The sequence below is a fragment of the Stenotrophomonas sp. CASM110 genome, assembly GCF_049384345.1.
In the GTDB taxonomy this organism is placed as follows: domain Bacteria; phylum Pseudomonadota; class Gammaproteobacteria; order Xanthomonadales; family Xanthomonadaceae; genus Stenotrophomonas; species Stenotrophomonas muris.
This window is the reverse complement of sequence record NZ_JBMRGI010000019.1, coordinates 20,066-44,983: the sequence shown is the minus strand read 5'-3', so window position 1 is coordinate 44,983 and position 24,918 is coordinate 20,066. Positions and strand designations below refer to the sequence as shown.

At 68.7% G+C, this 24,918-nt stretch carries 24 protein-coding genes; 16 read left to right on the top strand and 8 right to left on the bottom strand.

From position 1 onward, the window contains the following. The first annotated feature begins 18 nt into the window (after nucleotides 1-18). From VG561_RS16125 to VG561_RS16115, 3 genes are all read left to right on the top strand, one after another. The gene (locus VG561_RS16125; protein WP_423179794.1) at nucleotides 19-1,380 is read left to right on the top strand and encodes an Hsp70 family protein; all 1,362 of its coding nucleotides are present in this window, start codon (nucleotides 19-21) and stop codon (nucleotides 1,378-1,380) included. Between the two features lie 229 nt (nucleotides 1,381-1,609). Next, complete coding sequence (locus VG561_RS16120; protein ID WP_053462562.1) at nucleotides 1,610-1,903, top strand: YkgJ family cysteine cluster protein; 294 nt, start codon at nucleotides 1,610-1,612, stop codon at nucleotides 1,901-1,903. An 11-nt stretch (nucleotides 1,904-1,914) separates the two neighbouring features. Beyond that, the gene (locus VG561_RS16115; RefSeq protein WP_005410566.1) at nucleotides 1,915-2,097 is read left to right on the top strand and encodes a hypothetical protein; all 183 of its coding nucleotides are present in this window, start codon (nucleotides 1,915-1,917) and stop codon (nucleotides 2,095-2,097) included. A 49-nt stretch (nucleotides 2,098-2,146) separates the two neighbouring features. Here the strand turns inward: VG561_RS16115 and VG561_RS16110 are convergent, their stop codons facing one another. From VG561_RS16110 to VG561_RS16100, 3 genes are read right to left on the bottom strand one after another with little or no spacing between them, the layout of a single operon-like run. Beyond that, nucleotides 2,147-3,028 carry a DUF4097 family beta strand repeat-containing protein gene (locus VG561_RS16110; RefSeq protein ID WP_032958651.1) on the bottom strand — a complete coding sequence of 294 codons (882 nt, stop codon included), beginning with the start codon at nucleotides 3,026-3,028 and terminating at the stop codon, nucleotides 2,147-2,149. Between the two features lie 11 nt (nucleotides 3,029-3,039). Continuing rightward, nucleotides 3,040-3,573, bottom strand: coding sequence for a hypothetical protein (locus VG561_RS16105; RefSeq protein WP_046431913.1), 534 nt, complete (start codon nucleotides 3,571-3,573; stop codon nucleotides 3,040-3,042). Next, complete coding sequence (locus VG561_RS16100) at nucleotides 3,570-4,148, bottom strand: RNA polymerase sigma factor (RefSeq protein WP_032958649.1); 579 nt, start codon at nucleotides 4,146-4,148, stop codon at nucleotides 3,570-3,572. The genes VG561_RS16105 and VG561_RS16100 overlap by 4 nt, the downstream gene beginning before the upstream one ends. A 126-nt stretch (nucleotides 4,149-4,274) precedes the next feature. Between VG561_RS16100 and VG561_RS16095 the strand changes: the two genes are divergently transcribed. Together VG561_RS16095 and VG561_RS16090 are read left to right on the top strand one after the other, a co-directional pair. Then, nucleotides 4,275-4,454 carry a hypothetical protein gene (locus VG561_RS16095; RefSeq protein WP_014647972.1) on the top strand — a complete coding sequence of 60 codons (180 nt, stop codon included), beginning with the start codon at nucleotides 4,275-4,277 and terminating at the stop codon, nucleotides 4,452-4,454. Nucleotides 4,455-4,489: 35 nt separating this feature from the next. Next, a complete protein-coding gene (locus tag VG561_RS16090) occupies nucleotides 4,490-5,083 on the top strand; it encodes a mechanosensitive ion channel family protein (RefSeq protein ID WP_014647973.1) in 594 nt (197 codons plus the stop codon). 539 nt (nucleotides 5,084-5,622) lie between these two features. Here the strand turns inward: VG561_RS16090 and VG561_RS16085 are convergent. Both VG561_RS16085 and VG561_RS16080 read right to left on the bottom strand, forming a co-directional pair. After that, nucleotides 5,623-5,889 (bottom strand): DksA/TraR family C4-type zinc finger protein, encoded by a 267-nt coding sequence (locus tag VG561_RS16085; RefSeq protein ID WP_014647974.1) that lies wholly within the window; start codon nucleotides 5,887-5,889, stop codon nucleotides 5,623-5,625. Nucleotides 5,890-6,059: 170 nt separating this feature from the next. Next, entirely contained in the window at nucleotides 6,060-6,617 is a 558-nt protein-coding gene (locus VG561_RS16080) for a DUF2058 domain-containing protein (protein WP_014647975.1), read from the bottom strand. A 62-nt stretch (nucleotides 6,618-6,679) separates the two neighbouring features. Between VG561_RS16080 and VG561_RS16075 the strand changes: the two genes are divergently transcribed. From VG561_RS16075 to VG561_RS16065, 3 genes are all read left to right on the top strand, one after another. Further along, entirely contained in the window at nucleotides 6,680-7,180 is a 501-nt protein-coding gene (locus VG561_RS16075) for a M48 family metallopeptidase (protein ID WP_014647976.1), read from the top strand. Between the two features lie 47 nt (nucleotides 7,181-7,227). Next, nucleotides 7,228-7,926 (top strand): RNA pseudouridine synthase, encoded by a 699-nt coding sequence (locus VG561_RS16070; RefSeq protein WP_414612095.1) that lies wholly within the window; start codon nucleotides 7,228-7,230, stop codon nucleotides 7,924-7,926. 108 nt (nucleotides 7,927-8,034) lie between these two features. Further along, complete coding sequence (locus VG561_RS16065; RefSeq protein ID WP_262093027.1) at nucleotides 8,035-9,627, top strand: phospholipase D family protein; 1,593 nt, start codon at nucleotides 8,035-8,037, stop codon at nucleotides 9,625-9,627. Nucleotides 9,628-9,630: 3 nt separating this feature from the next. Here VG561_RS16065 and VG561_RS16060 read toward each other — a convergent pair whose 3' ends face one another. Continuing rightward, a complete protein-coding gene (locus VG561_RS16060; protein ID WP_046431919.1) occupies nucleotides 9,631-10,707 on the bottom strand; it encodes an HDOD domain-containing protein in 1,077 nt (358 codons plus the stop codon). A 278-nt stretch (nucleotides 10,708-10,985) separates the two neighbouring features. Here VG561_RS16060 and VG561_RS16055 point away from each other — a divergent pair, with 278 nt between their 5' ends. Further along, a complete protein-coding gene (locus VG561_RS16055; RefSeq protein WP_008264553.1) occupies nucleotides 10,986-12,083 on the top strand; it encodes a Glu/Leu/Phe/Val dehydrogenase dimerization domain-containing protein in 1,098 nt (365 codons plus the stop codon). A 47-nt stretch (nucleotides 12,084-12,130) separates the two neighbouring features. Here the strand turns inward: VG561_RS16055 and VG561_RS16050 are convergent, their stop codons facing one another. Further along, the gene (locus VG561_RS16050) at nucleotides 12,131-14,974 is read right to left on the bottom strand and encodes an autotransporter serine protease (RefSeq protein ID WP_069116196.1); all 2,844 of its coding nucleotides are present in this window, start codon (nucleotides 14,972-14,974) and stop codon (nucleotides 12,131-12,133) included. Nucleotides 14,975-15,156: 182 nt separating this feature from the next. Between VG561_RS16050 and VG561_RS16045 the strand changes: the two genes are divergently transcribed. From VG561_RS16045 to VG561_RS16035, 3 genes are all read left to right on the top strand, one after another. Further along, on the top strand, nucleotides 15,157-16,332 hold the full coding sequence (locus VG561_RS16045; protein WP_014647981.1) for a thiolase family protein: 1,176 nt from the start codon (nucleotides 15,157-15,159) through the stop codon (nucleotides 16,330-16,332). 124 nt (nucleotides 16,333-16,456) lie between these two features. Beyond that, nucleotides 16,457-16,798, top strand: coding sequence for a hypothetical protein (locus tag VG561_RS16040; protein ID WP_005418203.1), 342 nt, complete (start codon nucleotides 16,457-16,459; stop codon nucleotides 16,796-16,798). A gap of 156 nt (nucleotides 16,799-16,954) precedes the next feature. Next, complete coding sequence (locus VG561_RS16035) at nucleotides 16,955-17,365, top strand: hypothetical protein (RefSeq protein ID WP_014647982.1); 411 nt, start codon at nucleotides 16,955-16,957, stop codon at nucleotides 17,363-17,365. A 112-nt stretch (nucleotides 17,366-17,477) separates the two neighbouring features. Here VG561_RS16035 and VG561_RS16030 read toward each other — a convergent pair whose 3' ends face one another. Next, nucleotides 17,478-19,115, bottom strand: a complete 1,638-nt coding sequence (locus VG561_RS16030) for an acyl-CoA dehydrogenase family protein (protein WP_046431928.1) — start codon at nucleotides 19,113-19,115, stop codon at nucleotides 17,478-17,480. A gap of 113 nt (nucleotides 19,116-19,228) precedes the next feature. On the opposite strand from VG561_RS16030, the gene VG561_RS16025 reads away from it, so the two are divergent. From VG561_RS16025 to pdeM, 4 genes are read left to right on the top strand one after another with little or no spacing between them, the layout of a single operon-like run. After that, entirely contained in the window at nucleotides 19,229-20,227 is a 999-nt protein-coding gene (locus tag VG561_RS16025) for a ligase-associated DNA damage response exonuclease (RefSeq protein ID WP_046431930.1), read from the top strand. Beyond that, complete coding sequence (locus VG561_RS16020; RefSeq protein WP_142235304.1) at nucleotides 20,224-21,831, top strand: ATP-dependent DNA ligase; 1,608 nt, start codon at nucleotides 20,224-20,226, stop codon at nucleotides 21,829-21,831. The genes VG561_RS16025 and VG561_RS16020 overlap by 4 nt, the downstream gene beginning before the upstream one ends. Continuing rightward, nucleotides 21,828-24,287 (top strand): ligase-associated DNA damage response DEXH box helicase, encoded by a 2,460-nt coding sequence (locus VG561_RS16015; protein ID WP_075077045.1) that lies wholly within the window; start codon nucleotides 21,828-21,830, stop codon nucleotides 24,285-24,287. The genes VG561_RS16020 and VG561_RS16015 overlap by 4 nt, the downstream gene beginning before the upstream one ends. Next, on the top strand, nucleotides 24,277-24,918 hold the full coding sequence (gene pdeM / locus VG561_RS16010) for a ligase-associated DNA damage response endonuclease PdeM (RefSeq protein ID WP_069116204.1): 642 nt from the start codon (nucleotides 24,277-24,279) through the stop codon (nucleotides 24,916-24,918). Before VG561_RS16015 ends, pdeM begins: the two co-directional genes overlap by 11 nt.

Sequence of the window (24,918 nt, the reverse complement as noted above, 5' to 3'; positions counted from 1 at the left end):
TCGCCCCCGGAACACCCCATGCGCCTCGGCATCGACTTCGGTACCAGCAACTCCGCCGCCGCCATCGTGCATGAGGGAACACTGCTGCCGATCCGCTTCGGCGACGCCGAGCAGTTCCGCACCAGTGTGTACTTCCCCGGCGTGGTGCCCGACCCGGACGACTTCCAGCTCGACGACGGCCAAGAACACCAGCTGCAGCAGATGATCGACAGCGCCGCGCGCGCGGCGCGTGCCGCCGGCCAGGAACGCGCGCCGCAGGCGCTGCGCCGCGAAGCCCTGCGCGCGCTGCGCCGGGAATGGATGGAAGCCCGCGCCGGCAAGGAACGCAGCGCCAACGACCTGCTGCAGAACGCGGTCTACGGCGACGAAGCGCTGGAAGCCTATTTCGAGGAACACGAAGGCAACCTGGTGCAGAGCCCGAAGTCGATGCTCGGCTACAACCTGCACCCGCGCGCGAAGCAGACCATCACCGGCATCGCCGCGCACATCCTCGAACACATCCGCCTGACCGCCAGTGCCCAGCTCGGCCGGCCGCTGCGCGCCGCCCTGCTCGGGCGCCCGGTGCAGTTCCGCAGTTCGATCGGCGCAGCCGGCAACGACCAGGCGCTGGACATCCTGCGTGAAGCGGCCACCCAGGCCGGCTTCGACCAGGTTGATTTCCTCGAGGAGCCAGCCGCGGCGGCCATGCATTACCACGCCGAAAGCCGCGAGCGGCACCAGGCGGTAATCGTCGATATCGGCGGCGGCACCACCGACATCGCCCATGCCGAAGTCGGCGGCGACGACGCCCCGCGCATCCACCGCGCCTGGGGTATCGCCCGCGGCGGTACCGACATCGACCTGGCGCTGAGCCTGTCCAGCTACATGCCGCTGTTCGGCCGCGGCATCACCCGCGTGCCGGCCCACCACTACGTGGAAGCGGCCACCGTGCAGGACATGACCCGCCAGCGCGAATTCCGCCTGCACAAGTACGACCATGTCGACGCGCCCTGGGGCGAGCGCCTGCAGGCCCTGCAGGACACCGGCAACACCGCCCGCCTGTACCGTGACGTCGAACGCGCCAAGATCGCCCTCAGCGCTGCCAGCGAGCACCGCAGCACGCTGGACTACATCGCCCGCGACCTGCATGCCGACAGCAGCGCCGACGGCCTGGCCGCCGCCGCCCATGGCTACCTGGAGCAGATCCGCGAGCTGCTGGCCCAGGTCCGCAGCGACATCGGCCGCGACCCGGATGCCGTGTTCCTGACCGGGGGCATGTCCCGCGCCGGCTACCTGCGCCAGGCGGTGGCGGCCGCCTTCCCGGGCGCCCGCATGGTCCACGGCGAGCCCTCGCTGGGCGTGGTCCAGGGCCTTGCGCTGGCGGCAGCCAGCCAGGATTAACAAAACGTTACGCGGTCTAAGTTACTCTTGGTCGGCTAGAACCCTGCTGCCCCTTCCACCGGCCATGCCGGTGTGTGTCCACGGTGCAGCCTGGCCCGCCCAGCGGGCCTAGCGGCCATGCCTTCCTGGCTCGTTCATGGTCCGCGCAGCACCTGAGCCGCCATTGAGACCCGCTTTGGGCACCCGCCAGGCCCCTGAGGCCTTACAACCTGACGCAGCACCTGCACCCATCGACTGCCGCCGTTGTGACGCGGTCTGTTGCCGGTTGCCCGTGCTGCTGCAGCCCGGCGACCACGTGCCCGGCCAGTTCCTGTCACGCGACACCCACGGCCGTGCCGTGATGGCGCGCAACGAGGAAGGCTGGTGCGCGGCGATCGATCCCTATCACCTGCGCTGCACGATCTATTCGCAGCGCCCGGCGATCTGCCGCCAGTTCTCGATGGGCGGCGATGACTGCCGCCGCGAGCGGCAGGACTACCTGCGCCAGGCCGATGCCTGGGCGCTTTCCTCCCCTTCCACCTGACAGGAGCAACCATGCCCCGCAAGGCAAAGACCCCCGCGAAGGCCAGCAACAGCATCCGCAGCGAACGCAAGGGCGCGGCCGCCAGCACCGTGGTCAGCAGCGATTCGATCGCTTCGGACCTGGCAGCGTTCCGCAAGGCCGGTGGCAAGATCGAAGTCCTCGGCACTACCTGGGCGCTGAAGAAAGCCAGCTGACCCAGCTCCGACCGCGGCGGCGCTGCCGCCGCGGCCTGCCGGACCGCGCTCAGCGATCCAGGCGTACCCGCACACTGCCCGAATGCGACTGGATGCGGATGTCACCGTCGCCATTGCCGAGCCGAGTATCGAGATGGCTGCCCGGGCCGTAGCGCGGCCGTTCCACCTGGCCGGCGTCGCTGTTGATCGACCCGCTGAAGCTGTTCACCGACAGCTGCGCCGAAACCGTGCGTGGCAGGCGCAGGTTGACCGACGCGCTCACCGATTCGACATTGATACGGCCCCCCGGCGCCAGCCCGGCCGCCGACAGGTCGATGCTGCCCGACACGGTTTCCACCGCCAGCCGCTGCACCCGCCCGGCATCGACCTCGACCCGGCCGGATACCGTCTGTGCACCGATGTCACCGGACACGCCGCCGCCGGCTTCGATGCGGCCACTGACCGTGTTCACGTCCAGCTTCGGCGTCTGCAGGCGCGCGATGACACCGCCGCTGACCGTATTGAGCTTGCTGTCGCCGCTGCGACCGGAGGCGCTCAGGCTGCCGCTGACCGTGTCGGCCTGCAGGCGGCGCACATCGATGCCGCTGATGTCCTGGCTGGCACTGACCGTACTCAGCAGCAGTTCCACCGAGCGCGGCACGTTCAGCACCAGCGTCGCGCCGCCGTTGTTGTTGCGACGCGGATACTCGATCTCCCAGCGCACGCGGTTGGCACTCTTCTCCTGGCGCAGCTGCAGGCCATCGCTTAGCGTACCGGTGAGCTGCACGTCGTTGCGGTCCCAGCCACGCACGCTCACTTTGCCGGCCACGTTGCTCAGTTCGATGCGGCCGCCGGCGGCCAGGTTGTGGCGCTCGTCGATCCGGGTGTCAGCCAGGGCCACCGCGGGCAGCAGCAACAGCGCGGCGCAGCAGGTCATCAGGGTTCGTGTCATCGGGGGTCTCCTCAGGTCGTCAGGCCGGACTCGGCGGCATAGGCCGCCTGCCGGGTCAATTCCAGCCGCAGCGCATAGGTGCGCTTGAGCTGGCCAAGCAGATGCGGCGCGCGTGGATCCTGCGCCAGCGCGGCCCGGATCTGTGCCGCGCTTTCATCGAGTTCGTGCAGCGCCGGCTGCCATTCCGGCGCCCGGCCTGCGGGCAACGAGGCCACTGCCTGCTGGTACTGCTCGGTCATCGCCGCGGCCTGCAGTTGCAGGGTAGACGGCACCGGCGCGTCCGGTTGCGCATGGCGCCACGGCGCCACCGCGTAGAGCGCCAGGCTTGCGGCCAGTGCGGCCCCCACCGGCAACCACCAGCGCCGGCGCGAACGCCCCGGCAGCACCACCACGTTGCCGGTCGGCGCAGGCGCCGCCTGTGGTTCACGCGGCGGCAGCTGCGCCGACAACCGCGCCCAGCCATCGGCGGGCAGGCCGCGTTCGGAAGGCAGCGCGCGCAGTCGGGCCACCAGATCGTGGTCGGAATCGTGTTCGTGTGTACTCATGTCATGTCTCCCAGCCGTGCGCGCAACAGGCCGCGCGCACGATGCAACTGTGCCTTGGAGCTGCCGACGGCCATCTGCAGCTGCGCGGCGATCTCCTGGTGTTTCCAGCCCTCGATGTCATGCAGCACCAGTACCGCGCGCGCCCTCGGCGGCAGCGTCGCCAGCGCGCGCTCCAGGTCGCGCTCGGTACCGGCGCAGCGGTCGTGTACGGCCAGCTCCTGCAGTCCTCCGTCCACATCATCAAGACTGTCGTGGTCCTGCCCGGCGGCGCGCCCACGCAGTTCCATCAGCGCAGCGTTGACGCCCAGGCGATGCAGCCAGGTCGACAGGCTGCTCTCGAAACGGAACCCCGGCAGCGCCTTCCACGCCTGCAGGAAGGCTTCCTGCAAGGCGTCTTCGGCACGCGCCTGCTGGCCCCCGCACAGCCGCCACAGCACGGCGAACACGCGCGGTGCATGCCGCCGGTACAGCAGTTCATAGGCCGAGGTATCGCCGGCGGCGGCCGCCCGCACCAGGGCGGGTTCATCGACGGCGTCGTGGGCGGCAGGCGGCGCGGGCATGGTGGTGTCGAGCATATCGCTTGGATGCGGCGGCCCGGGAAAAGGTTTAGAGCCGGACGACGATCACTGCCGTGCAACCTTTTCGACACCTGCTGCATCCATGGAAGGTCCTTCGCGAAATTGCCGTCCAGGAGTCCTGCCATGTCCAGCCCAACCTGCGCCGCCCTGCTGGTGATCGCCGCCTGCGTCGTGCTGCAGGCACTGGGCCTGTCGCTGCAGCTGCACCCCGGTAACGGCCGTGCCTGCCTGCAACAGCACCGCCAGGCGCTGGTGTGCCTGGCCTGGGCCCCGGCGGTCGAATCCCCGGCACGCGCCGGGTAACATCGAAGGTCGTTATTGCCACCTGTTGTCGCCCCATGATGTTGTCGCTGAAGGATCACCTGCCGCCCTGGACCCACCCGTGGTTGAACTACGCCGGCGTCGCCCTGCAGATCGTAGGGGTGCTTCTGGTCGCGTGGCTCCTGCGCGTGCTCGCCCGGCGCCTGATCCGCCGCTTCGCCGAGCACTACACGTTGCCGCCCGAGATGGTGATGGGCGCGCGCCGGATCACCAGTTTCGTGGTCTATTTCAGTGCCCTGCTGTACATCCTCAGCCTGCTCGGCGCGAAGCCCTCGGTGCTGTGGACCGCGTTCACCGGCTTCGCGGCCGTGGGCGCGGTGGCCTTCTTCGCGGCCTGGAGCGTGCTGTCCAACATCTTCTGCACGCTGCTGATCTTCACCACCCGCCCGTTCCGCCTGCACGACTACATCGAGGTGCTGGAGAACGGCGAGAAGCCGGGCCTGAAGGGCCGGGTGATCGACGTGAACCTGATCTACACCACGCTGCAGGAGACCGGCGAGGGCCACGAGGGCACGGTGCTGCAGCTGCCGAACAACCTGTTCTTCCAGCGCACGGTACGGCGCTGGCGTGACCCGGCGCAGGCCCCCGGCGGCATCCAGGGCGACGGTTGAGGGTGGAGTTTTCGGCAGGGCTGCGCCCTGCACCTGCAGAGGCCGAAGCCGAAGCCGAAGCAAGATCAAGAGCGGCATTCCGTGGGATGGCGGGGCGGTGTGGGTGGTCAGGACACGCCGTAAACCCCCCTCCGGGGTCCGGCCCAGCCGCTGGCGGCTGTGCGTTCGGGCGCTTGCGAAGCAGTGCTTCGCAAGCAAAGCGCCCTCACCCCTGGGGGCTCGATGGCGCCATCCATGGCGCCAACGGTCCTGCCCACCCACACCGCCCCACCTCTGACAGATTCCGCGCGCTGTCGGTGGGTGCCGACCGTTGGTCGGCACATCTGTCAGATATCGATAGTCAAAATTGGATCCGACCCCGTGCCGACCAACGGTCGGCACCCACCATCAGCAGCAGGTTCCAACAGATCGCGGAAATCTGTCGAAGGCGGGGTGGGTCCGGTTGAGGGGGGCCAGATCAGTGAGCGCCATGGATGGCGCCTTTGATGTTGACGTTGCTTCTGCAGGTGCAGGGCGCAGCCCTGCAATAAAACACCCCTTTACCTCAGCTGGCTGTCCTTGCTGCCACGCCGGTTGTACCCGGCATGCGCCTGGTCTTCGTCGTCCCGCGCCTGCTGGCACGCAACGCACAACCGCACACCAGGCACAGCCTGGCGCCGCGCCAACGGGATCGGCGCGTCGCATTCCTCACAGTGTTCCAGACCGGGTCCCTCGCGCAGCTGGCGCCGCGCGCGGGCGATCGCGTCGTCGACGGTGGCGTCGATCTGGTCCTGGACCGCGCCGTCTCCTGCCCAACCGGTGGCCATGGCTATCCTCCGCAGGTGTGTCGCCCGATATGGGGACGATACACCCCGGCAGAAAGGAAGGCCTTCATGTAGAGCCGAGCCATGCTCGGCTGCTCTTCAGGATGCCAAACAGAATGCCGACGGATCCGATCAGGCCGATTGCGGCTTAATCCCCTCCGTCCCCTTTTTGCTTACCAGACCAGGTCGTCGGGCACCTGGAACTGCGCGTAATAGGCGTCGTCTTCTGCGTTGCCGGTGGATATCTCGGCGGTCGAGCCCGGCTGGCCGTGGTCGACGATGATTGCTTCGGGTGCGCGTTCACGCACCTTTTCGGCGGCGGCGCGGGGCAGCAACGCATAGCCCTCGCCGTGGGCGACGATGACCAGCACGCCCACCGACAGCGCCTTGCGCAGCTTGGGGTCGATCAGCAGGGTACGGATCGCCGCGCCATCGCTGAAGCGGTACTCGTCGTCGCCCTTGTGGGGTACGGCATGGGCCGTGATGATCTGCCTGGCCTGGGCCTTCTGTTCAGCCTGCCTGGCCTGGGCATTGCGTTCGGCGGCCAGTGCGCGGTCGCGCTCGACCTTCTCGGCGCGGGCACGTTCAGCCTCGCGCTGGACCTCGGCCGAGGTCGATTCGGCCTTGCCCTGGCGGGCCTTGGCCTGCTCGCGTGCGGCGGCGCTGGCCTGCGACTTCTTGGCCAGGCCGGCCTTGAGCAATTGTTCCTGCAGCGCGTTGGGCTTTGCCATGGTCGGTGCGTACCGCGTGTAATCTTGGATGCCCCATTCTACCGACGCCCCGCCGGCCCTGCATGGCAGTCCTGAAGTACCTCACCGGTTATCCCGAACCCCTGGTTGCCCAGGTCAGCGAGCTGCTGGCGCAGGGCAGGCTCGGCCCCTGGCTGCAGCAGCGCTACCCCGACCCGCACGAGGTGCGCAGCGACCGCCAGCTGTACGACTACACCCAGGAGCTGAAGGACCGTTACCTGCGCAAGTCGGTGCCGCTCAACAAGGTCTGCTACGACAATACGCTGGAAGTGATCAAGCACGCGCTGGGCACCCACACCGCCATCTCCCGCGTGCACGGCGGCCGCCTCAAGGCCAGCCGCGAGATCCGCATCGCGACCGTGTTCCGCCAGGCACCCGCGGCGTTCCTGCGCATGATCGTGGTGCATGAGCTGGCCCACCTGAAGGAAGCCGACCACAACAAGGCCTTCTACCAGCTGTGCCAGCACATGGAGCCGGACTACCTGCAGCTGGAGTTCGATACCCGCCTGTACCTGACCGAGCTGGCCAACCGCGGCCAGCGCTGACCGGCCGCAGCAGCTACACTGCGCGCCCCCTGCCCGACCTGCCTGCCATGGAACCGATCCGTCTCGACAAACGCCTGTCCGCCCTGCTCGGCATCCCGCGCGGCGAAGCGCGGCGCTACATCGAGGGCGGCTGGGTCACGGTCAACGGCGACGTGGTGGAACAGCCGCAGCGCCCGGTCGATGGCAGCGCGGTGATCGTGGTGGCCGAACAGGCCAGCGATGAAAAGGCCGAGCGGGTCAGCATTCTGCTGCACAAGCCGGCCGGTGTCGCCGCCGAAACCCTGTGTGCCCTGGTCAGCAGTGACAGCCGCAGCGAACTTGATGCCAGCGACATCCGCCCGTTGCAGCGTCACTTCCACGGCCTGCAGCTGGCCGCCTCGCTGCCGGCCAGCGACAGCGGGCTGGTGGTGGTCAGCCAGGATCCGGCCACGCTGGCCCACCTGCAGCGCAACCTGGGCCGTACCGAGCAGGAATACCTGATCGAAGTGGCCGAAGGCGGTCCCGAGCGCGGGCCGTGGCTGATGGCGCGGCTGCAGCAGGAATCGGGCGGCGCCAAGGTCAGCTGGCAGAGCGAGCAGCGCCTGCGCTTCGCCGGCAAGGGCCTGACGGCCAAGGGGCTGCGTGTGGCGGTCAGCGCCGCCGGCCTGCAGGTCACGGCCGTGCGCCGCCTGCGTATCGGACGCGTGGCGCTGGGGCCGCTGCCGCCGGGGCAGTGGCGCTACCTGGGCAGCGACGAGCGGTTCTGAGGTGTGCGGGTCAGGGCCCTTTCCCGTGGAGAGGGATCCGGGGGTCGGATCCCGTGCCGAAGGCAGGGGCTCTGACCCCCTGTCGATCCTGCAGGCATTCCTTCACGCATGGCGTGGCTCTACCATCGGGGCATGAGCCTGCCCAAGCCGCTGTGGCGACGCCTGCTGCGTGTTGCCGCGATCATCCTCGCCGTGCTGGTGCTGCTGGTCCTGTCCGGGCTGCTGCTGGCCGACCATCTCACGCCGCAGGCGCATGGCGCGCCTTCGCACGTGCTGCCGCTGCAGCCGGCACAGACCCGCATCGACCAGCAGATCGTGCCGCTGCAGGCGGCCCATCCCGGCCAGTCGGGCGTGGCCTTCCTCAGCGATGGCATGGATGCCTTCGCCGCCCGCGCGATGATCACCACCCAGGCCGGCCGCAGCCTGGACCTGCAGTACTACATCTGGCAAGACGACCTGATCGGCCACCTGATGGCCAAGGCGCTGTACGACGCCGCCGAGCGCGGCGTGCGCGTGCGCATCCTGCTCGATGACATGAATGCCAAGGACAAGGACGCGCTGATGATGGCGCTCGATGCCCATCCGAACATCGAGATCCGCCTGTACAACCCGTTCCGCAACCGGACCGGCATCCTGCGCATGGTGGAGATGGTGCAGCGCTTCTTCAGCGTGAACCACCGCATGCACAACAAGAGCTGGATCGCCGATGGCCGCGTCGCAATCGTCGGTGGCCGCAACATCGGCGAGGAGTACTTCAGCGCGCGCACCGACGTGAACTTCCAGGATCTGGACCTGCTGGTCGCCGGCCCCGCCGTGGAGCAGGCCAACCGGATCTTCGACGACTACTGGAACAGCGAAACCGCCATCCCGGTATCCGCGCTTGCCTTCCATACCGACGCACAACTGCGCCTGCTGGTGCGCGAATCGGACCACGAGGCGCAGCGGGACGTGGCCCGCCCCTACCTTGCGCGCGTGGCCGAATCACGCCAGCGGCAGCGCCCGAGCCCCGAGCCGTTGCACTGGAGCGGTGCCGTGCGCATCGTGTCGGACCCGCCGATGAAGCACCGCAGGGATGATCGCGCCACCTGGCTGGTGTCGACCCTGATCAGCGAGCTGCAGGCCGCCCGGCACAAGGCCCTGTTGATCTCGCCCTACTTCGTGCCCGGCAACGAGGGCCTCGATGGCTTTTCGGCAATGGCCGGGCGGGGCGTGCAGGTGGGCGTGGTCACCAACTCGCTGGCCGCCAACGACGTCGCCGCCGTGCACGGGGGCTACATGGGCTACCGCGTGCCACTGCTGGAAGCCGGCGTCCACCTGTACGAGCTGAAGGCACAGGGTCAGTCGGGCGATGCCGGCGTGTTCGGCAGCAGCGGCGCGAGCCTGCACACCAAGGCATTCCTGATCGATGACCGCCGCGGTTTCGTCGGCTCCTTCAACCTGGACCCGCGCTCGGCCTACCTGAACACTGAAATGGGTGTGCTGTTCGACGATCCGGTGCTGGGTACACAGCTGCGGGACGAATACCTGCGCCTGGCTGACCCCAGGCACAGCTGGTGGCTGGCACTGGACGACCGCCGCCGGTTGCGCTGGCTGGAGCGCGAACCGCCACCGCACTGGGTGGAGGCCGAGCCAGGGGCAACGGCGCGCAAGCGCTGGTTGTCGCGGGTGATCAGCTGGCTGCCGGTGGAATCGCAGCTGTAGCGCTCAGGACGCCGGAGTGGCCTCATCCTGTCCGGCCTCGTCCAGCGTTTCCACGTTGCGCCCATGCAGGCGCCGCCAGATCCAGCGCAATGCATGCGGCGGTGCCGAGGGCAGCTGCTCCAGCAGGGCCAGCATGCGGCTCTGGCTGGCATGCCCATGGCGGCACAACAGGCTGGCCGCTGCGGCCGCGCTCGCCAGGCGCAGGCTGTCGGCCAACGATCCTTCCGCATCCACCGCCAAGGCCTGGTGAACCGGCTCAGGCAACTCCCATGCGGCAGCGACCCGCTGCGCCAGCGGCAACGACCACTGCTGCAACAGCTGCAGGGCCAACGCCGGCTCCACGGGCTCGCCACGGGCCTGTGCCTCCTGCAGCAGCTGGCGCATCACCAGCGCCGCACCCAGCCCCTGCACCAGGCCCAGCCACTGCGCGGCGAAGGCATCGCCGAAGGTGACCGTGCGTGCGTGGTCGGCCGCTGCACGCGATGCCAGCAGTGCGTGCTCCCAGATGATCGCGCTGAACTGCGGGAACACCTCGCATTGCACCTGCATCACCGGCTGCACCAGTACCGCACTGATGATCTGGCGCACGCCCTCGGTGCCGACCAGGGTCACCGCCCGCTGCAGGCTCTCTACCGGGCGCTCGTGGACCTTGTAGGCCGGGCTGTTGGCGATGCGCAGCAGGTTGCCGGTCAGCACCGGGTCCTGGCCGATGATCGCGGCCATCACCCGGGCCGAGGCGGCATCGTCGTTGACGGTCTGGATCAGCTGCGGCAGCAGCTGCGGCCGGCGGGGCAGCTGCCTGGCCGCCCAGTCGCGGTCCTGCAGCGCGCGCGCCACCGCCTCGCCCAGGCCTGGGTCCTGCACCGGCGTTGGCTCGCCGGCCAGCCGTGGGTACAACGCAAGCGCATGCAGCCCGCGTTGCAGGTGAGCGGCGATCTCCGGCGACGGCAGCGCCTCGCCCTGCAGGCTTGCGGCTGCGGCGGCCACCGCCTGGCGGGATGCGGCAACCAGCCGCGCCGGTGCCGTCCCGGTCGAACGTGTCAGCCAGCCGCGCAGCGATCGCCACCATGCCGCTGTCATCGCCGCCCGCCCTGTCGTTGTGATGCCCTTGCCGTCACTGACCGCCCTGCCTCTTCACGCCCATCCGGCCACCCGCCGTCGTCGCAGCATCGGCCGCACTTTCATCTTCTTTAACCTGACGGCCGCCGACGTCGACGGCAACGGCCGGGCGAATGGACTAGAATGGCGCCGCGCGACCCGTCCCCCAGCCATGACGACGTCGCTTTTTTTGTTTTGGGACCCTACCGTTCACTGGCCGTTCGCTGCAGTTCGCGGCTGTTCGCGCCATCGGAGACGCCATGCTATTCGAAACCCTCGCCACCACCGGCCACGAACAAGTGGTGTTCTGCCACAACCACGATGCCGGCCTGAAGGCGATCATCGCCATTCACAACACCACCCTGGGCCCGGCCCTGGGCGGCGTGCGCATGCGCCCCTACGCCAGCACCGACGAGGCACTGGCCGACGTGCTGCGGCTGAGCCGGACGATGACCTACAAGAATGCGCTGGCCGGCCTCAACGTCGGTGGCGGCAAGGCGGTGATCATCGGCGACCCGAAGGTGGACAAGACCGAGGTGCTGTTCCGCGCCTTCGGCCGTTACGTCGACTCGCTGGGCGGCCGCTACATCACCGCCGAAGACGTCGGCACCGACGTCAACGACATGGAGAACATCTACCTGGAGAGCCAGTTCGTGACCGGCGTGCACCAGGTCCATGGCGGCTCCGGCGATCCGGCCCCGTTCACCGCCTACGGTGCGCTGCAGGCGCTGATGGCGGCGATGCGCTTCAAGTTCGGCCACGAGGAAGTGGGCAAGACCAGCATCGCGGTGCAGGGCCTGGGCCACATCGGCATGGAGCTGGTGAAACTGCTGCGCGACCGCGGTGCCAAGCTGTATGTCACCGACTTGGACAGCGCACTGGTTGATCGCGCGGTCAGCGATTTCGGCGCCGAAGCGGTCAAGCCCGACGAGATCCACGAAGTGAACGCCGACGTGTTCGCACCGTGCGCGCTGGAAGGCGCCATCAACGCCGACACCCTGCCGCGGATCAAGGCCAAGATCATCTGCGGTACCGCCAACAACCAGCTGTCGAGCCTGGAAATCGGCGATGAACTGCACGCGCGCGGCATCCTGTATGCGCCGGACTATGCGGTCAACGCTGGCGGCGTGATGAACGTGTCGCTGGAGATCGATGGCTACAACCGCGAACGCGCGATGCGCCTGATCCGCAGCATCTATCACAACCTCACCCGCATCTTCGAACTGTCGCAGCGCGAGAACATCGCGCCGCAGCGTGCGGCCGACCGCATCGCCGAAAGCCGCATCCTGTCGATCGGCAAGCTGAAGATGCCGCTGGGCCGCAGCACCCCGCGCCTGGGCAACCTGCGCGGCGGCTGAGCCTGCCGATGTCGCGCCGGAGCTGACGTCCCGGCGCGACCTCCCGCTCAGAACCCGGTGCTGTAGCGCAGCGCCGCCTGGCGCGCGCCCTCGCCACCGACGCGCTGGTCGAAGCCCAGGCTCAGGCGGCCATTGCGGCCCCACCACGACTCCAGCGCCACGCCGAACAGCGCACTGCCACGCGGTGCGTCCCATCCCGCCAGGGGTGCCCAGGCATCGACACCAACGAAGCTGGCCTGCCAGTCCGCATCGGCACCGTCGAGCCGTTGCTGCCACTCGGCGTGCCCGCGCAGCGTCCAGCGCCCCCAGCCGCGCTCGCCGCGGATACCGGCCAGCATCTGGCTGCGCTGCACGCGGTTGGCGTCGCCACGCAGGCCGAAGCCGAAACCACCCAGCTCATTGAAGGCATCGGTATCCACGCGCGTGGTGCTGGCACCCAGATACGGTGTCAACGACGCGCCCGCGCGGCCAAAACGATAGCCGCCTTCGACGCTGGCACTGCTGAAGCGTCCGCCGTAACGTGCGGAAACACCATAGGCACCGGCGCCCAGCAGCAACTGGCGATCCAGCGCACGGGTGAACTGGCCGCTGCCGACCTGCGCCAGCGCATAGCCCCGGCCCAGGTTCCAACCGGCGTACAACTGTGCCTGCGCCTGGCGATCACGCCCACGATCGCCGCCGAAGCTGCTGCCACCATTGCTGCGGGTCTCGCCAAAGGCCACGCCCATCAGCCCATTGCTGCCCAGCGGCAGGTCCTGGCCGGCCATCCAGCCACGGCTGTCGGCGGCATTGCCGGCAAAACTGCCCTGCCCGGCCTCACCGAGCGCGCTCTGCCAGGCCCCGCGCAGGCGCGGCGCCGCCTGCACGCGATCGAAGCGCTCGGCGATCGCACGGCGCGACATGTCGATGCTGTCGAAGGTGGCCGACTCGGCCCGCGCATGCGCCTGCCCGGACAGGCTCTGCAGGCTGGCTGCCAGGCCCTCGCTGCCACCGCCGGTCCACTGCAGCGCACCGGCCGCCGTGCCGAAGGCCGAGCCCTGCAGCGCAGGACTGCCATCGAGTGCGCTGAACGCACCTTCCAGTCGTTGCGCCGCGGACTGCGCCGAGGCCGCGAGCCCGGTCGCCGCCGCCGTCACGCTCACCTGGGTCAGGTTCAACCAGGCAGTGTTGCTGTCATAGCCATAGCTGCTCTGCAGCAGCGACAGGCCCTGCAGGCCGCTGGAGGAGGCCGGGCTGCTGAAGGTGCCGCTCAGGCCACCGGCCGCATGGACCAGGTCCTGGCGGCTGCCGTTCTGCGGCACGTAGCCGGAGACGAAGCCATGCACGCGCACGCCACCATTGATCGAGGCCGTGCCGGTCACCTGCAGCGCATTGGCACCGAGCGCGATCATCAACTGGCCACCCGCCTGCTGCGTGTAGTTGCCCTCGATGGTGCCGGTGGTGCTGCCGGTGGTCAGGAACACGCTGCTGCCGTTGACCACGTTGCCGATCACGCGCGGCGTGCCGCCATTGAACTGCAGGCCGGTCGAATCCGGGTCGGGCTGGCCGAGGATGGTCACGTTGGAACGGATGACACCGCCGTTCTGCAGCGACAGGATGCCGCGTTCGATGCGGGTGGCGCCGCTGTAGCTGTTGTTGCCTGCGAGCACCAGGGTGCCCCCGCCCTGCTTGACCAGGCCGCCGCTGCCGACGATGTCGTTGCTCCACAGCGAGCCGCTCGATGGCGCATCGACATTGGCCACCACATCACCCCAGTCGAAGCGGCCCGGGCCCTTGATCGCCCGCGAGATGTCGAGCAGGCCGTAGCCGAACACCGCATCCACGCCGGGCGCGCCGATGTCCTTGGCCGTGCCCAGCAGGGTCTGCCGCACCAGGTTGTTGTCGAAGTACGGGTAGCGCTGCCAGACCAGCGCGGCGGCGCCGGAGATCAACGGGGCGGCGAAGGACGTCCCGTAGTTCCAGTAGTAGGTGCTGCCATTGGCATCGGGATAGACCGCGCTGCCCGGCGCCGCCAGGCAATAGCGCGCCGCCTGCCCGCAGGCATTGGCGTAGCTGGCCAGCGTGCCCGGTGCATAGGGATCCACTGCGGTCGCCACCAGCCAACCGCGCTCCAGGTCGGCCGCCGGCAGCGAGCCGGCAACGCCCAGCTGGCTGGGCAGGGCGGCCAGGCTGCTCGGTTCGGTGCGCGCATCGTTGCCGGCCGCGAACACCACCAGGCCGCCATGGTTGATGACGAACGGACGGTACTCGGCCGCCACCTGCGCGGTGGTCGGCAGGTCGGTCCAGTACAGGCCGCCCCACGAGTTGTTCATCACCTTCACGTTGTAGCTGATCAGGTCCTGGTGGACCTGCGCCACGCCCAGCGGACCGCTGAAGGAATTGCCCTTGCCGCTGCCGTCATCGACCGGCGGCTTGTCGGCGATGATCCGCGCCGAAACGATCTGCGCACCGGGGGCGATGCCGCCCGGCCAGGTTCCCACCGGCGCGCCGGCGGCCAGGCTGGCTACCGCCGTGCCGTGGCCCACCACGTCGTCCACCAGCAGGTTGTTGCGCGCCGGATCGATGTAGTTGAGGTTGCCCACCACCCGCCCGTTCAATGCCGCTGCGTTGCGCTGCACGCCCGAGTCGACGATGCCGATGCGCACGCCCTGCCCGGTCAGGCCGGCGGCCTGTGCGGCACGCGCATTGGTCACTGACAGGTGCGCGTCGAAGGCCGGTTCCTGCGGCTTGGCCGGAGGCGGTGCCGTCGGAGGGGGCGTCGTTGGGGGTGTGGGGGTGGTCGGAGGGGGATCGATGCGGACATTGCCGCCGCCTCCGCCGCCGCCACATGCCGTCATTGCCATCGCCAGCGCCGTTGCCAGCGCGGACCTAACCATCGTCGTGCGTTCCATCGATTCCTTCCCATGAACGTTGACCTGCCTACATCCCGGCAGGCGTGCGGTGCCGCCCAGCGGCGGCCCTCCCCGACCCTCTATACTTGGGCCGACCCCCACGCAGTCTGCCGGGAAACCGGGGCGCTTCCAACGTCCGCGGTCTCCTTTCCGAACATTGCTTACGCATCAACGAGATTGCCATGTCCAACATCGTCATCGCCGCCGCCAAGCGCACCGCCATCGGCTCCTTCCTCGGCCAGTTCAACGGCGTGCCGACCCCCACCCTCGGCGCGGCCGCCATCGCTGCCGCCCTGGAACAGTCGGGCGTACCGGCCAGCGACGTCTCCGAGGTCCTCATGGGCTGCGTGCTGCCGGCCAACCTCGGCCAGGCGCCCGCCCGCCAGGCGGCGATCGCCGCCGGCATTCCGCTGTCGACCGGCGCCACCACCCTCAACAAGGTGTGCGGCTCGGGCATGAAGACCATCATGCTCGGCCATGACCTGATCAAGGCCGGTTCGGCCAGCATCGTGGTCGCCGGTGGCATGGAATCGATGTCCAACGCCCCGCACCTGCTGCCGAACTCCCGTACCGGCAACCGCTTCGGCAACTTCCAGGCGGTCGACCACATGGCCCACGACGGCCTGGTCAACGCCTATGACGGCAAGGCCATGGGCGAATTCGCCGAATGCGCCGTGGACAAGTACCAGTTCAGCCGCGAGGAGCAGGACGCCTACGCGATCGAATCGGTCAAGCGCGCGCAGGCCGCACAGGCCAACGGTGCGTTCGCCGACGAGATCGTCGCGGTGAAGGTAGCCACCCGCAAGGGTGACGTCGAGGTCGCCACCGACGAGCAGCCGGGGCGCTCGGATATCGCCAAGATCCCGACCCTGCGTCCGGCCTTCAAGAAGGACGGCAGCGTCACCGCCGCCAGTTCCTCCAGCATCTCCGACGGCGCCGCCGCGGTGGTCCTGCTGACCGAGGAAGACGCGGCCGCCCGTGGCATCACTCCGCTGGCCCGCATCGTCGGCCACGCCACCCATTCGCAGGAACCGGAGTGGTTCACCACCGCCCCGATCGGCGCGATCCACACGCTGCTGGCCAAGACCGGCTGGTCGCTGGACCAGATCGACCTGTTCGAGATCAACGAGGCCTTTGCCGTGGTGGCAATGGCGCCGATGCGTGAGCTGGGCATCCCGCACGACAAGCTGAACGTGAATGGCGGTGCCTGCGCGCTGGGTCATCCCATCGGTGCCTCCGGTGCACGCCTGGTGGTGACCCTGGTCAACGCCCTGCGCACGCGCGGTGGCAAGCGCGGCATTGCCACCCTGTGCATCGGTGGCGGCGAAGCAACGGCAATCGCCATCGAATTGATTTAAAAAGATTTAACGATGATTTCGCAAAAATGAATGCGGGATCGCTTGACACCCAATCTTGGCTTGTCATCATGTTGTCGGCGCGCAGCATGCGCGTTGCCTAATTCTAACGACGAGGATTTACACAATGAGCATCAACAAGCTGCTGGTCGCGATGTCCCTGGCTCTGGCCCTGGCCGCCTGCTCGAAGCAGGAAGCTGCCCAGGACGCCGCTGCTTCGGCCAACGAAGCCGCCACCGAAGCCCAGGCTGCTGCCGACCAGGCCGCCGCTGCCGGCGCCCAGACCGCCGACGCTGCCCAGCAGGCTGCCAACACCGCCGCCACCGCTGCTGACGCTGCGACCGACGCTGCTGCCAACACCGCTGCTGCCGCGACCGACGCTGCTGCTGGCGAAGCCAAGGACGCTGCCAAGGCTGCCGAAGCTACCGCTGAGCAGGCCAAGGACGCTGCTGAAGAAGCCAAGAAGTAATAACTTCTTTCTTCACGCTGTTCCGGAAAAGCCGCTGGTTCGCCAGCGGCTTTTTCTTTGCGCCACTGCAACCTCGCGGCGCGGGCATCGCGACCCCGCCTTCACAACGGCATGAATAGGCTGGCGTCCCCATCCATTGCAGTACCGGAGACCGCCATGAAGATTCGCCCGATCACCACCACCCTGCTGGCCGCCTCCCTGCTGCTGGCCCTGGCCGCCTGCAAGGGCCCGGAAGCCGAACAGGCCAAGCAGGACGCGCAGCAGGCCGCTGACAGCGCCGGCGCGGCTGCCCGCGATGCCGTCGACAAGGCGGCAGAAGCTACCCGTGACGCCGCCGACAAGACCGCTGCAGCCTCCGAGCAGGCCGCCGCCGATACCCAGCAGGCGCTGGACAAGGCTGCAGACGCCACCGCCAACGCTGCCGACAAGGCCAAGGACGCCGCAACCGACGCCGCCGCACACGCCAGCGATGCGACCGCCAACGCCGCACAGAAGGTGGCCGACAAGGCCCGCGATGTCGCCAATGACGCGAAGGCGAACGCCGCCAAGGAAGAAGCCAAGCACTGAGGCGTACCGGCAGCCAGGCATGGGCCCGGCGCTACAGGAAAAGCCGCGGCACTGCCGCGGCTTTTCTGCTTTTCGCTTTGCGTTTTTTCCGTTGATTCCGTGGTGGGCGCTCCTACGGCAGCGCGCGCACCAGCATCGCCGACAGATCCACGCCCGTCGGCAGGGTCCCGAACACCAGCCCATGCTCCGCTTGCAGCCGGCTGCGCACGAACGCCTCTGCCATCGGACTTTGCGCACGCAACAGCAGCGCGGCCTGCAACAACAGCACTGTGCGCTCGCAGAACAGCCGCGCCTGCGACTCATCCGGTGGCGGTGCTGCTGCCCACCGCTGCAAAGCCGCTGCGTAGCGCGCATCACGATCGGCCACCGCCGCCAGTTCAGCGCGCAGCGCCGCCAGCGCCTCCGGTTCGCGCGCCAGCGCGCGCAGCACGTCCAGACACTGGATGTTGCCGCTTCCTTCCCAGATCGAATTCAACGGTGCCTGCCTGTACAGCCGCGGCAGCATCGATTCCTCCACATAGCCCGCGCCGCCCAGGCATTCCTGTGCTTCATTGACGAAGGCCGGCGCGCGCTTGCACAACCAGTACTTGCCCAGCGCCGTCCCCACACGCGCCAACGCGGCTTCGTTGGCATCCACGCCGGCCCGGTCCACCGCACGCGCGATGCGCATCGACAGCACTGTGGCCGCTTCCGACTCCAGTGCCAGGTCGGCCAGCACATTGGTCATCAACGGGTGCTCGACCAGCAGCTTGCCGAACGTGCGGCGATGACGTGCGTGATGCAGCGCCTGCGCCAGCGCCATGCGCATTTCCGCCGCCGCGCCCAGCATGCAGTCCAGGCGGGTCATCATCACCATGCCGATGATGGTGGCCACGCCCCGCCCCTCCTCGCCCACGCGCCACGCCTGTGCCCCGCAGAACTCGACTTCGCTGGAGGCATTGGCCCAATCGCCAAGCTTGTCCTTCAAGCGCATCAACCGGAATGCGTTGCGGTCGCCGTCGGCCAGCCGGCGCGGCATCAGCAGGCAGGTCAGTCCTCCCGGCGCCTGCGCCAGCACCAGGAAGCCATCGCACATCGGTGCGGAAAAGAACCACTTGTGACCGACCAGGCGATAGCGCTCGCCATCGATCGGTTCAGCGCGCGTGCTGTTGGCACGCACATCCGAGCCTCCCTGCTTCTCGGTCATGCCCATGCCCAGCGTGATGCCGGCCTTGTCCGCCACCGGTACATCGCGCGGGTCATAGACCGGCGCTGCGGCCTTGCGCGCCCACTCGGCCAGGTGCGGCTGCGTGTGCAGCACCGCAACTGCCGCATGGGTCATCGTCAACGGGCAACTGGTGCCAGCCTCGGCCTGGTGGTGCAGGTAGCTCAACACCGCGCGCGCGACATGCCCGCCCGGTTGCGGCTCGTGCCAGGACAACCCGGCGACCCCGTGCGATTTCGCTGTGCCCATCAACTGGTGATAGGCCGGATGGAACTCCACCGTATCGATGCGATGGCCCTGCGCATCATGCGTGCGCAGGCGCGGCCGATCGCGGTTGGCATCGAAGCCGAGCCGGTACAGTTCGTCACCCGCCAGCGCGCCATAGACCGCCAGCCGCGGCGCAAAGCCGCCAGCGCCTTCGCGCTGCACCGCCTCCATCAGCGCCACGTCATCGGTCCACAACTGGCGCCCCGCGAACGACGGCGGCTGGTTCAGCACCACATGGGTTTCGTAGGGCGCATTGCTGCTGAAGCTGGGTCCACTCATCCGGTCCGTCCTGGCGGCAAGAGATCTGCGGTTCGATTGTGCCGCATCGCCTGCCAAGCCCGTGTTCAGGCCGATTCTCACCCTGTGCACGAGCGGCCGGCCACAGTGACCGCATGGCAGTCAATGACGATCTGGTGGTCCTGCGCCCCGAAGGGCTGTACTGCGCCGCCGGTGATTTCCACATCGATCCCTGGCGACCGGTCCCGCGCGCGGTCATCACCCATGGCCACGGCGATCACGCACGCCCGGGCATGGGCGAATACCACTGCAGCGACGGCAGCCTGCCGATCCTGCGCTGGCGCCTGGGCGATGTGCCGGTGCAGGCGCATGCCGAGGGCGTGCCGTTCCGCCTGGGCCGGGTGCAGGTATCGCTGCATCCCGCCGGCCATGTACTGGGGTCTTCGCAGGTGCGCATCGACGACGGGCAGCAGGTCTGGGTGGCGTCCGGCGACTACAAGCGCCAGCCTGATCCAACCTGTGCGCCGTTCGAAGTGGTGCCCTGCGATACCTTCATCACCGAGGCCACCTTTGCCCTGCCGATCTATCGTTGGCCGGACACGCCCACCGTCGCTGCGGAGATCGTGGCGTGGCGCCGCGAATGCGAACAGCGCGGCGAAGCTGCCATCCTGCTGTGCTATGCACTGGGCAAGGCGCAGCGGGTACTGGCCGAACTGCTGCCGCTGGACGATCGCCCGGCCTGGCTGCACGGTGCCATCGCCAATGGTGTGGAGGTGTATCGGCAGGCCAACGTGCCAATGCTGGAGACGCTGGCGGTGGCCGAGCAGGGTCGCCAGCCGGATGCCGCCGGCCAGTTGATCCTCGCCCCGCCCTCGGCCGCCGGCACGCCGTGGATGCGCCGCTTCGGCCGCTACCAGCTGGGCTTCGCCTCGGGCTGGATGCAGCTGCGCGGCAACCGGCGTCGCCGCAACGTCGATCGTGGCTTCGTCATTTCCGATCACGCCGATTGGCCCGCACTGCTGCAGACCATCGAACAGACCGGCGCGCAGCGGGTGATCGCCACCCATGGCAATACCGATGCGTTGATTCCCTTCCTGCGCGAGCGCGGCGTAGCGGCTGAAGCCTTCCGTACCGATTTCGGGAGCGAGGAATGAAGGCCTTCGCGGCGCTCTACCAGCGCCTGGACCGCAGCACCGCCACGCTGGACAAGCGTGCGGCATTGATCGATTACTTCCGCCAGGCAGGCGCGCACGATGCGGCGTGGGCGCTGTACCTGCTCAGCGGTGGCAAGGTGGGCGGCGCACGCCGCAAGATCGCCGCCAGTGGCGAACTGCGCGCCTGGATTGCCGAAGAATCCGGCTTGCCGCCATGGCTGGTGGAAGATAGCTATGCGCAGGTCGGTGACCTGGCCGAAACGTTGACCCTGCTGCTGGATGATCCATCCCAGCCGGCCGCTGACCGTGCGTTGGCGGATTGGATCGAACAGCATCTGCTGGCGGTGGCCAACCAGCCCGAAGCGGTACGCCGTGCGGCGGTCGTCGCGGGCTGGCAGCAGCTGTGCAGCAGCGAACGCCTGGTGTTCAACAAGCTGCTGACCGGCGCCCTGCGCGTTGGCGTCTCGCAGCGGCTGGTGCAGCAGGCACTGGCGGAGTGGTCCGGCCTGGACATCGCGCGCATCGCCCAGCGCATGCTGGGCGAGTGGGTGCCCTCGCCCGCACTGCTGGGCCAGCTGCTGTCGCCGGATGAGCTGCCACTGGACCGGCAGCAACCCTACCCGTTCTTCCTCGCCTCGCCACTGGAAGGCGATCCTGCCGAACGCCTCGGCCCCATCGAAGATTGGCTGCTGGAATGGAAGTGGGATGGCATCCGCCTGCAGCTGCTGCGCCGGCGCGGCGAGGTCGCATTGTGGTCACGCGGCGAAGAGCGGCTGGATGGTCGCTTCCCCGAAATCGAACAGGCGGCGATGGCGCTTCCCGATGGCTGCGTGCTGGACGGAGAGCTGCTGGCCTGGGACGAAGCCACGGACCTGCCGCGTGCATTCACCGCGCTGCAGACCCGCATCCAGCGCCGCAAGCCCGGTGCGGCTACCCTGCGCAACACGCCGGTGCGCGTGCTCGCCTATGACCTGCTGGAACACGATGGCGCGGACCTGCGTGAGTTGCCGTTGCGGGAACGGCGTGCACGGCTTGCCGACGTCGTCGGTGCCCTGGGTGATGCACGGATCCAGCTCTCACCCGACGTTGCCGCCGAAGACTGGCTGCAGGCGGCGGCGATGCGCGATGTGGCACGCGAACGTGGCGTGGAAGGGCTGATGCTGAAACGTCGTGCCTCGCCCTACCAGGCCGGGCGACGCCGCGGTGACTGGTGGAAATGGAAGGTCGATCCGCTCACCATCGATGCAGTGCTCCTGTACGCGCAGGCTGGCCATGGGCGGCGCAGCACGTTGTACACCGACTACACCTTCGGCGTCTGGGACGGCGACACGCTGGTACCGGTGGCCAAGGCCTATTCGGGCCTGGATGACAAGGAGATCCTCGCGCTTGATCGCTGGATCCGCGCCAATACCCGCGAGCGCTTTGGCCCGGTGCGCAGCGTACGCCCCGAACACGTCTTCGAACTGGGCTTCGAGGCGGTCAACCGCAGCAGCCGGCACAAGTCCGGTATCGCCGTACGCTTTCCACGCATCCTGCGCTGGCGCCACGACAAGCCAGCCAGCGAGGCCGATCAGCTGGCTACCCTGCAGGCGCTGGCGCGATGAACCGCAGCCAGGCACTACGCCGGCTGGAAGACTGGTTCGCGTCGAAAGGCTGGCGCTCGTTGCCGTTCCAGCGCGCGATGTGGCGGCACTATCTCGCCGGCGGATCCGGGTTGCTGCACACGCCCACAGGCAGCGGCAAGACACTGGCGATGTTCGGGGGACCGCTGCTGCAGGCCATGATCGACCCACCGCCTTCGCCCCGCCGCGCCAGTGCGGTACGCCCGCTGCAGGTGCTGTGGGTGACGCCCTTGCGCGCGTTGGCCAGCGACACCGCGCGTGCGCTGCAGGCCGTGGTCGATGGGTTGCAGCTTGGATGGCGTGTCGGCCTGCGCAGCGGTGACGCCAGCAACCGCGAACGACGACAGGCACGCGAGGGCCGCATCGACGTACTGGTCACGACGCCGGAATCGCTGGCGCTGCTGTTGAGCTATCCGGATACGCTGCCGCGCATGCGCCAGCTGCGCTGCGTGGTGGTGGACGAATGGCACGAACTGCTGGGCAACAAGCGCGGTGTCCTGCTGCAGTTGAATCTGGCCGTGCTGCGCGATGCCGCGCCTGCATTGCAGCTGTGGGGGCTGTCGGCCACGCTGGGCAATCTGGATGAGGCGCGCGACGTGCTGCTGCCCGGACAGCCCGACGCGCCGATCGTGCAGGGCGTGCGCCCGCGTGCGACCACGGTGCGCAGCCTGCTGCCCGAACCCGGTGAACGCTTTCCCTGGGCCGGGCACCTGGGCCTGGCCCAACTGCCGCGGGTGCTGGACGCATTGATGCAGGCACGCAGCAGCCTGCTCTTCACCAACACCCGTGCACAGGCAGAACTGTGGCATCAGGCGCTGGCGTCGGTTTGGCCCGAGGAACACGACACGCTTGCGCTGCACCACGGTTCGCTGGATCCGGCGCTGCGCCAGCAGGTGGAGGACGGGCTGCGTGCAGGAACGCTGCGCTGCGTGGTCGCCACCTCCAGCCTCGACCTCGGCGTGGACTTTCCCGAGGTCGAACAGGTACTGCAGCTGGGCAGCCCGAAGGGCGTCGCCCGCCTGCGCCAGCGCGCCGGACGTGCGCGCCATCGTCCCGGTGCCAGTGGCGCGATCCTCTGCGTGCCGAGCCATGCGCTGGAACTGGCCGAGTACGCAGCCGTGCGTCGCGCACTGGCCGAAGGCGTGGTCGAAGCACGCAGGCCGCCGATGCTGTCGCTGGACGTTCTGGCCCAGCATGCGGTCAGCCGTGCCCTGGCCGGTGGCTTCCACGGTGATGCGCTGCTGGCGCAGGTCCGGCGCACCCATGCGTTCGCATCCCTGGCCGAGGACCAGTGGCAGGCCGTGCTGACTTTCATCGTGCAGGGGGGCCAGGCCCTGGCCCAGTACCCTGACTTCCACAAGGTCGTGCAGGACGCCGATGGCCGCTACCGGATGCACGACCGGCGCCAGGCACTACGCCACCGGCTGTCGATCGGCACCATCAGCAGCGATGGCAGCGTGCGCGTGCAGTTCCTGCGCGGGGCCGGCCTCGGCGCCGTGGAGGAACAGTTCGCCAGCCGCCTGCGCCGCGGAGACCGCTTCCAGTTCGCCGGGCGCCTGCTGGAGCTGGTGCAGCTGCGCGACATGACCGCCTTCGTGCGGCTGGCACGAGGGCGCGGTGAAGGTGTCGTGCCCCGCTGGCAGGGAGGCCAGCTGCCGCTGTCGATGGCACTCGGCGGCGAACTGGAGTCGGTGCTGTCAGGCGCCGACGACAGTGCGGAAGCGCGCTGGCTGGCACCGCTGCTGGCACTTCAGCAGCAGGTGTCGGCGCTTCCCGGCCCGGACCACGTGCTGCTGGAGGACGTACGCCGCCGCGAAGGCCAGTTCCTCTTCGTCTATCCCTTCGCCGGACGCCACGTGCACGAGGCGCTGGCCGCCCTGTTGGCACTGCGCTGCACCCGCCAGCAACGCAACAGCATCGGCTATGCCGTGAATGATCACGGCCTGGTGCTGGCACCGGCGCAGGCGATCGACCTGGACGCGGCGCAATGGCATGCGTTGTTCACCACCGATCAACTGCTGGACGATCTGCGTGCGGCGGTGAACCTGGGCGAGCTTGCGCGGCGCCAGTTCCGTGGCATCGCGCGCGTCGCAGGCCTGCTGGTACCCAGCCTGCCGGGGGGTATGCCGCGATCGCTGCGCCAGCTGCAGGCCTCGGCGGGCCTGCTGTATGACGTATTGCGCGAGCATGACCCCGAGCACCTGCTGCTGGCGCTGGCCGAACGCGAAGTGCTGCATGACAGCCTTGACCTGCCGGGGCTACGCCAGGTGCTGGTCCGGATCGGCGCGCGACGCATGTCGATGCAGCGCCCTGCATCGCTGACGCCCCTGGGCTTTCCACTGTGGGCCGAACGCCTGCGCGGACAGTTCAGCAACGAGGACTGGCGTACCCGCGTGCAACGCGCGGCCCAGCAGCTGGAACGTCGCCATGGCCGATGAAATACCGCTGCTGCTTGCCGGCGAACCGGTGACCCTGGCGGGGGCACGCGCACTCTACTGGCCGGCGCGGCAGGCGCTGCTGATCGCGGACCTGCACCTGGGCAAGGCCGATGTGTTCCGCCGCGCCGGCATCGCGCTGCCCAGCGGCGGAACCGGCGAAGACCTGCAACGCCTGCAGGGTCTGCTGGACAGGCACGCCTGCCGCGAACTGTGGATCCTGGGCGACATCCTGCATGGGCCGGCGCATCGCGCCGCCTGGTACCAGCAATGGCTCGGCTGGCGCGAACGCAACACCGCACTGGACGTGCATGTCCTGCGCGGAAATCATGACCGGCAGCTACCGCATGCCCAGCTGCAGGTGCATATCCACGAGGAGGTGCGGCTGGCGCCCTTCCTGCTGCGCCATGAACCGTGCGCAGACCCGGCGTGGCACGTGGTCGCAGGCCACCTGCATCCGCAGGTCGCACTGCCCGCATTGCGCCGGCGCTTCCCGGCCTTCTGGCTGCGCGAGCGGATGACGGTCCTGCCGGCCTTTTCCGCGTTCACCGCCGGAATCGTGCCTGCTCCCGCCAGCGGCGAACAGATGATCGCCTGCGTGGAAAACGGCCTGGTGGAACTGCCAGTGGCTTGA

Bases quoted from the DNA above. Each gene is read 5' to 3' on its own strand.
- VG561_RS16060 (WP_046431919.1), bottom strand. From the start codon at position 10,707: ATGACAGCGGCATGGTGGCGATCGCTGCGCGGCTGGCTGACACGTTCG.
- VG561_RS16015 (WP_075077045.1), top strand. From the start codon at position 21,828: ATGAACCGCAGCCAGGCACTACGCCGGCTGGAAGACTGGTTCGCGTCG.
- VG561_RS16020 (WP_142235304.1), top strand. From the start codon at position 20,224: ATGAAGGCCTTCGCGGCGCTCTACCAGCGCCTGGACCGCAGCACCGCC.
- VG561_RS16100 (WP_032958649.1), bottom strand. From the start codon at position 4,148: ATGCTCGACACCACCATGCCCGCGCCGCCTGCCGCCCACGACGCCGTC.
- VG561_RS16075 (WP_014647976.1), top strand. From the start codon at position 6,680: ATGGCAGTCCTGAAGTACCTCACCGGTTATCCCGAACCCCTGGTTGCC.
- VG561_RS16050 (WP_069116196.1), bottom strand. From the start codon at position 14,974: ATGGAACGCACGACGATGGTTAGGTCCGCGCTGGCAACGGCGCTGGCG.
- VG561_RS16115 (WP_005410566.1), top strand. From the start codon at position 1,915: ATGCCCCGCAAGGCAAAGACCCCCGCGAAGGCCAGCAACAGCATCCGC.
- VG561_RS16030 (WP_046431928.1), bottom strand. From the start codon at position 19,115: ATGAGTGGACCCAGCTTCAGCAGCAATGCGCCCTACGAAACCCATGTG.
- VG561_RS16040 (WP_005418203.1), top strand. From the start codon at position 16,457: ATGAGCATCAACAAGCTGCTGGTCGCGATGTCCCTGGCTCTGGCCCTG.
- VG561_RS16055 (WP_008264553.1), top strand. From the start codon at position 10,986: ATGCTATTCGAAACCCTCGCCACCACCGGCCACGAACAAGTGGTGTTC.
- VG561_RS16070 (WP_414612095.1), top strand. From the start codon at position 7,228: ATGGAACCGATCCGTCTCGACAAACGCCTGTCCGCCCTGCTCGGCATC.
- VG561_RS16090 (WP_014647973.1), top strand. From the start codon at position 4,490: ATGATGTTGTCGCTGAAGGATCACCTGCCGCCCTGGACCCACCCGTGG.
- pdeM (WP_069116204.1), top strand. From the start codon at position 24,277: ATGGCCGATGAAATACCGCTGCTGCTTGCCGGCGAACCGGTGACCCTG.
- VG561_RS16095 (WP_014647972.1), top strand. From the start codon at position 4,275: ATGTCCAGCCCAACCTGCGCCGCCCTGCTGGTGATCGCCGCCTGCGTC.
- VG561_RS16105 (WP_046431913.1), bottom strand. From the start codon at position 3,573: ATGAGTACACACGAACACGATTCCGACCACGATCTGGTGGCCCGACTG.
- VG561_RS16125 (WP_423179794.1), top strand. From the start codon at position 19: ATGCGCCTCGGCATCGACTTCGGTACCAGCAACTCCGCCGCCGCCATC.
- VG561_RS16025 (WP_046431930.1), top strand. From the start codon at position 19,229: ATGGCAGTCAATGACGATCTGGTGGTCCTGCGCCCCGAAGGGCTGTAC.
- VG561_RS16080 (WP_014647975.1), bottom strand. From the start codon at position 6,617: ATGGCAAAGCCCAACGCGCTGCAGGAACAATTGCTCAAGGCCGGCCTG.
- VG561_RS16110 (WP_032958651.1), bottom strand. From the start codon at position 3,028: ATGACACGAACCCTGATGACCTGCTGCGCCGCGCTGTTGCTGCTGCCC.
- VG561_RS16045 (WP_014647981.1), top strand. From the start codon at position 15,157: ATGTCCAACATCGTCATCGCCGCCGCCAAGCGCACCGCCATCGGCTCC.
- VG561_RS16065 (WP_262093027.1), top strand. From the start codon at position 8,035: ATGGCGTGGCTCTACCATCGGGGCATGAGCCTGCCCAAGCCGCTGTGG.
- VG561_RS16035 (WP_014647982.1), top strand. From the start codon at position 16,955: ATGAAGATTCGCCCGATCACCACCACCCTGCTGGCCGCCTCCCTGCTG.
- VG561_RS16085 (WP_014647974.1), bottom strand. From the start codon at position 5,889: ATGGCCACCGGTTGGGCAGGAGACGGCGCGGTCCAGGACCAGATCGAC.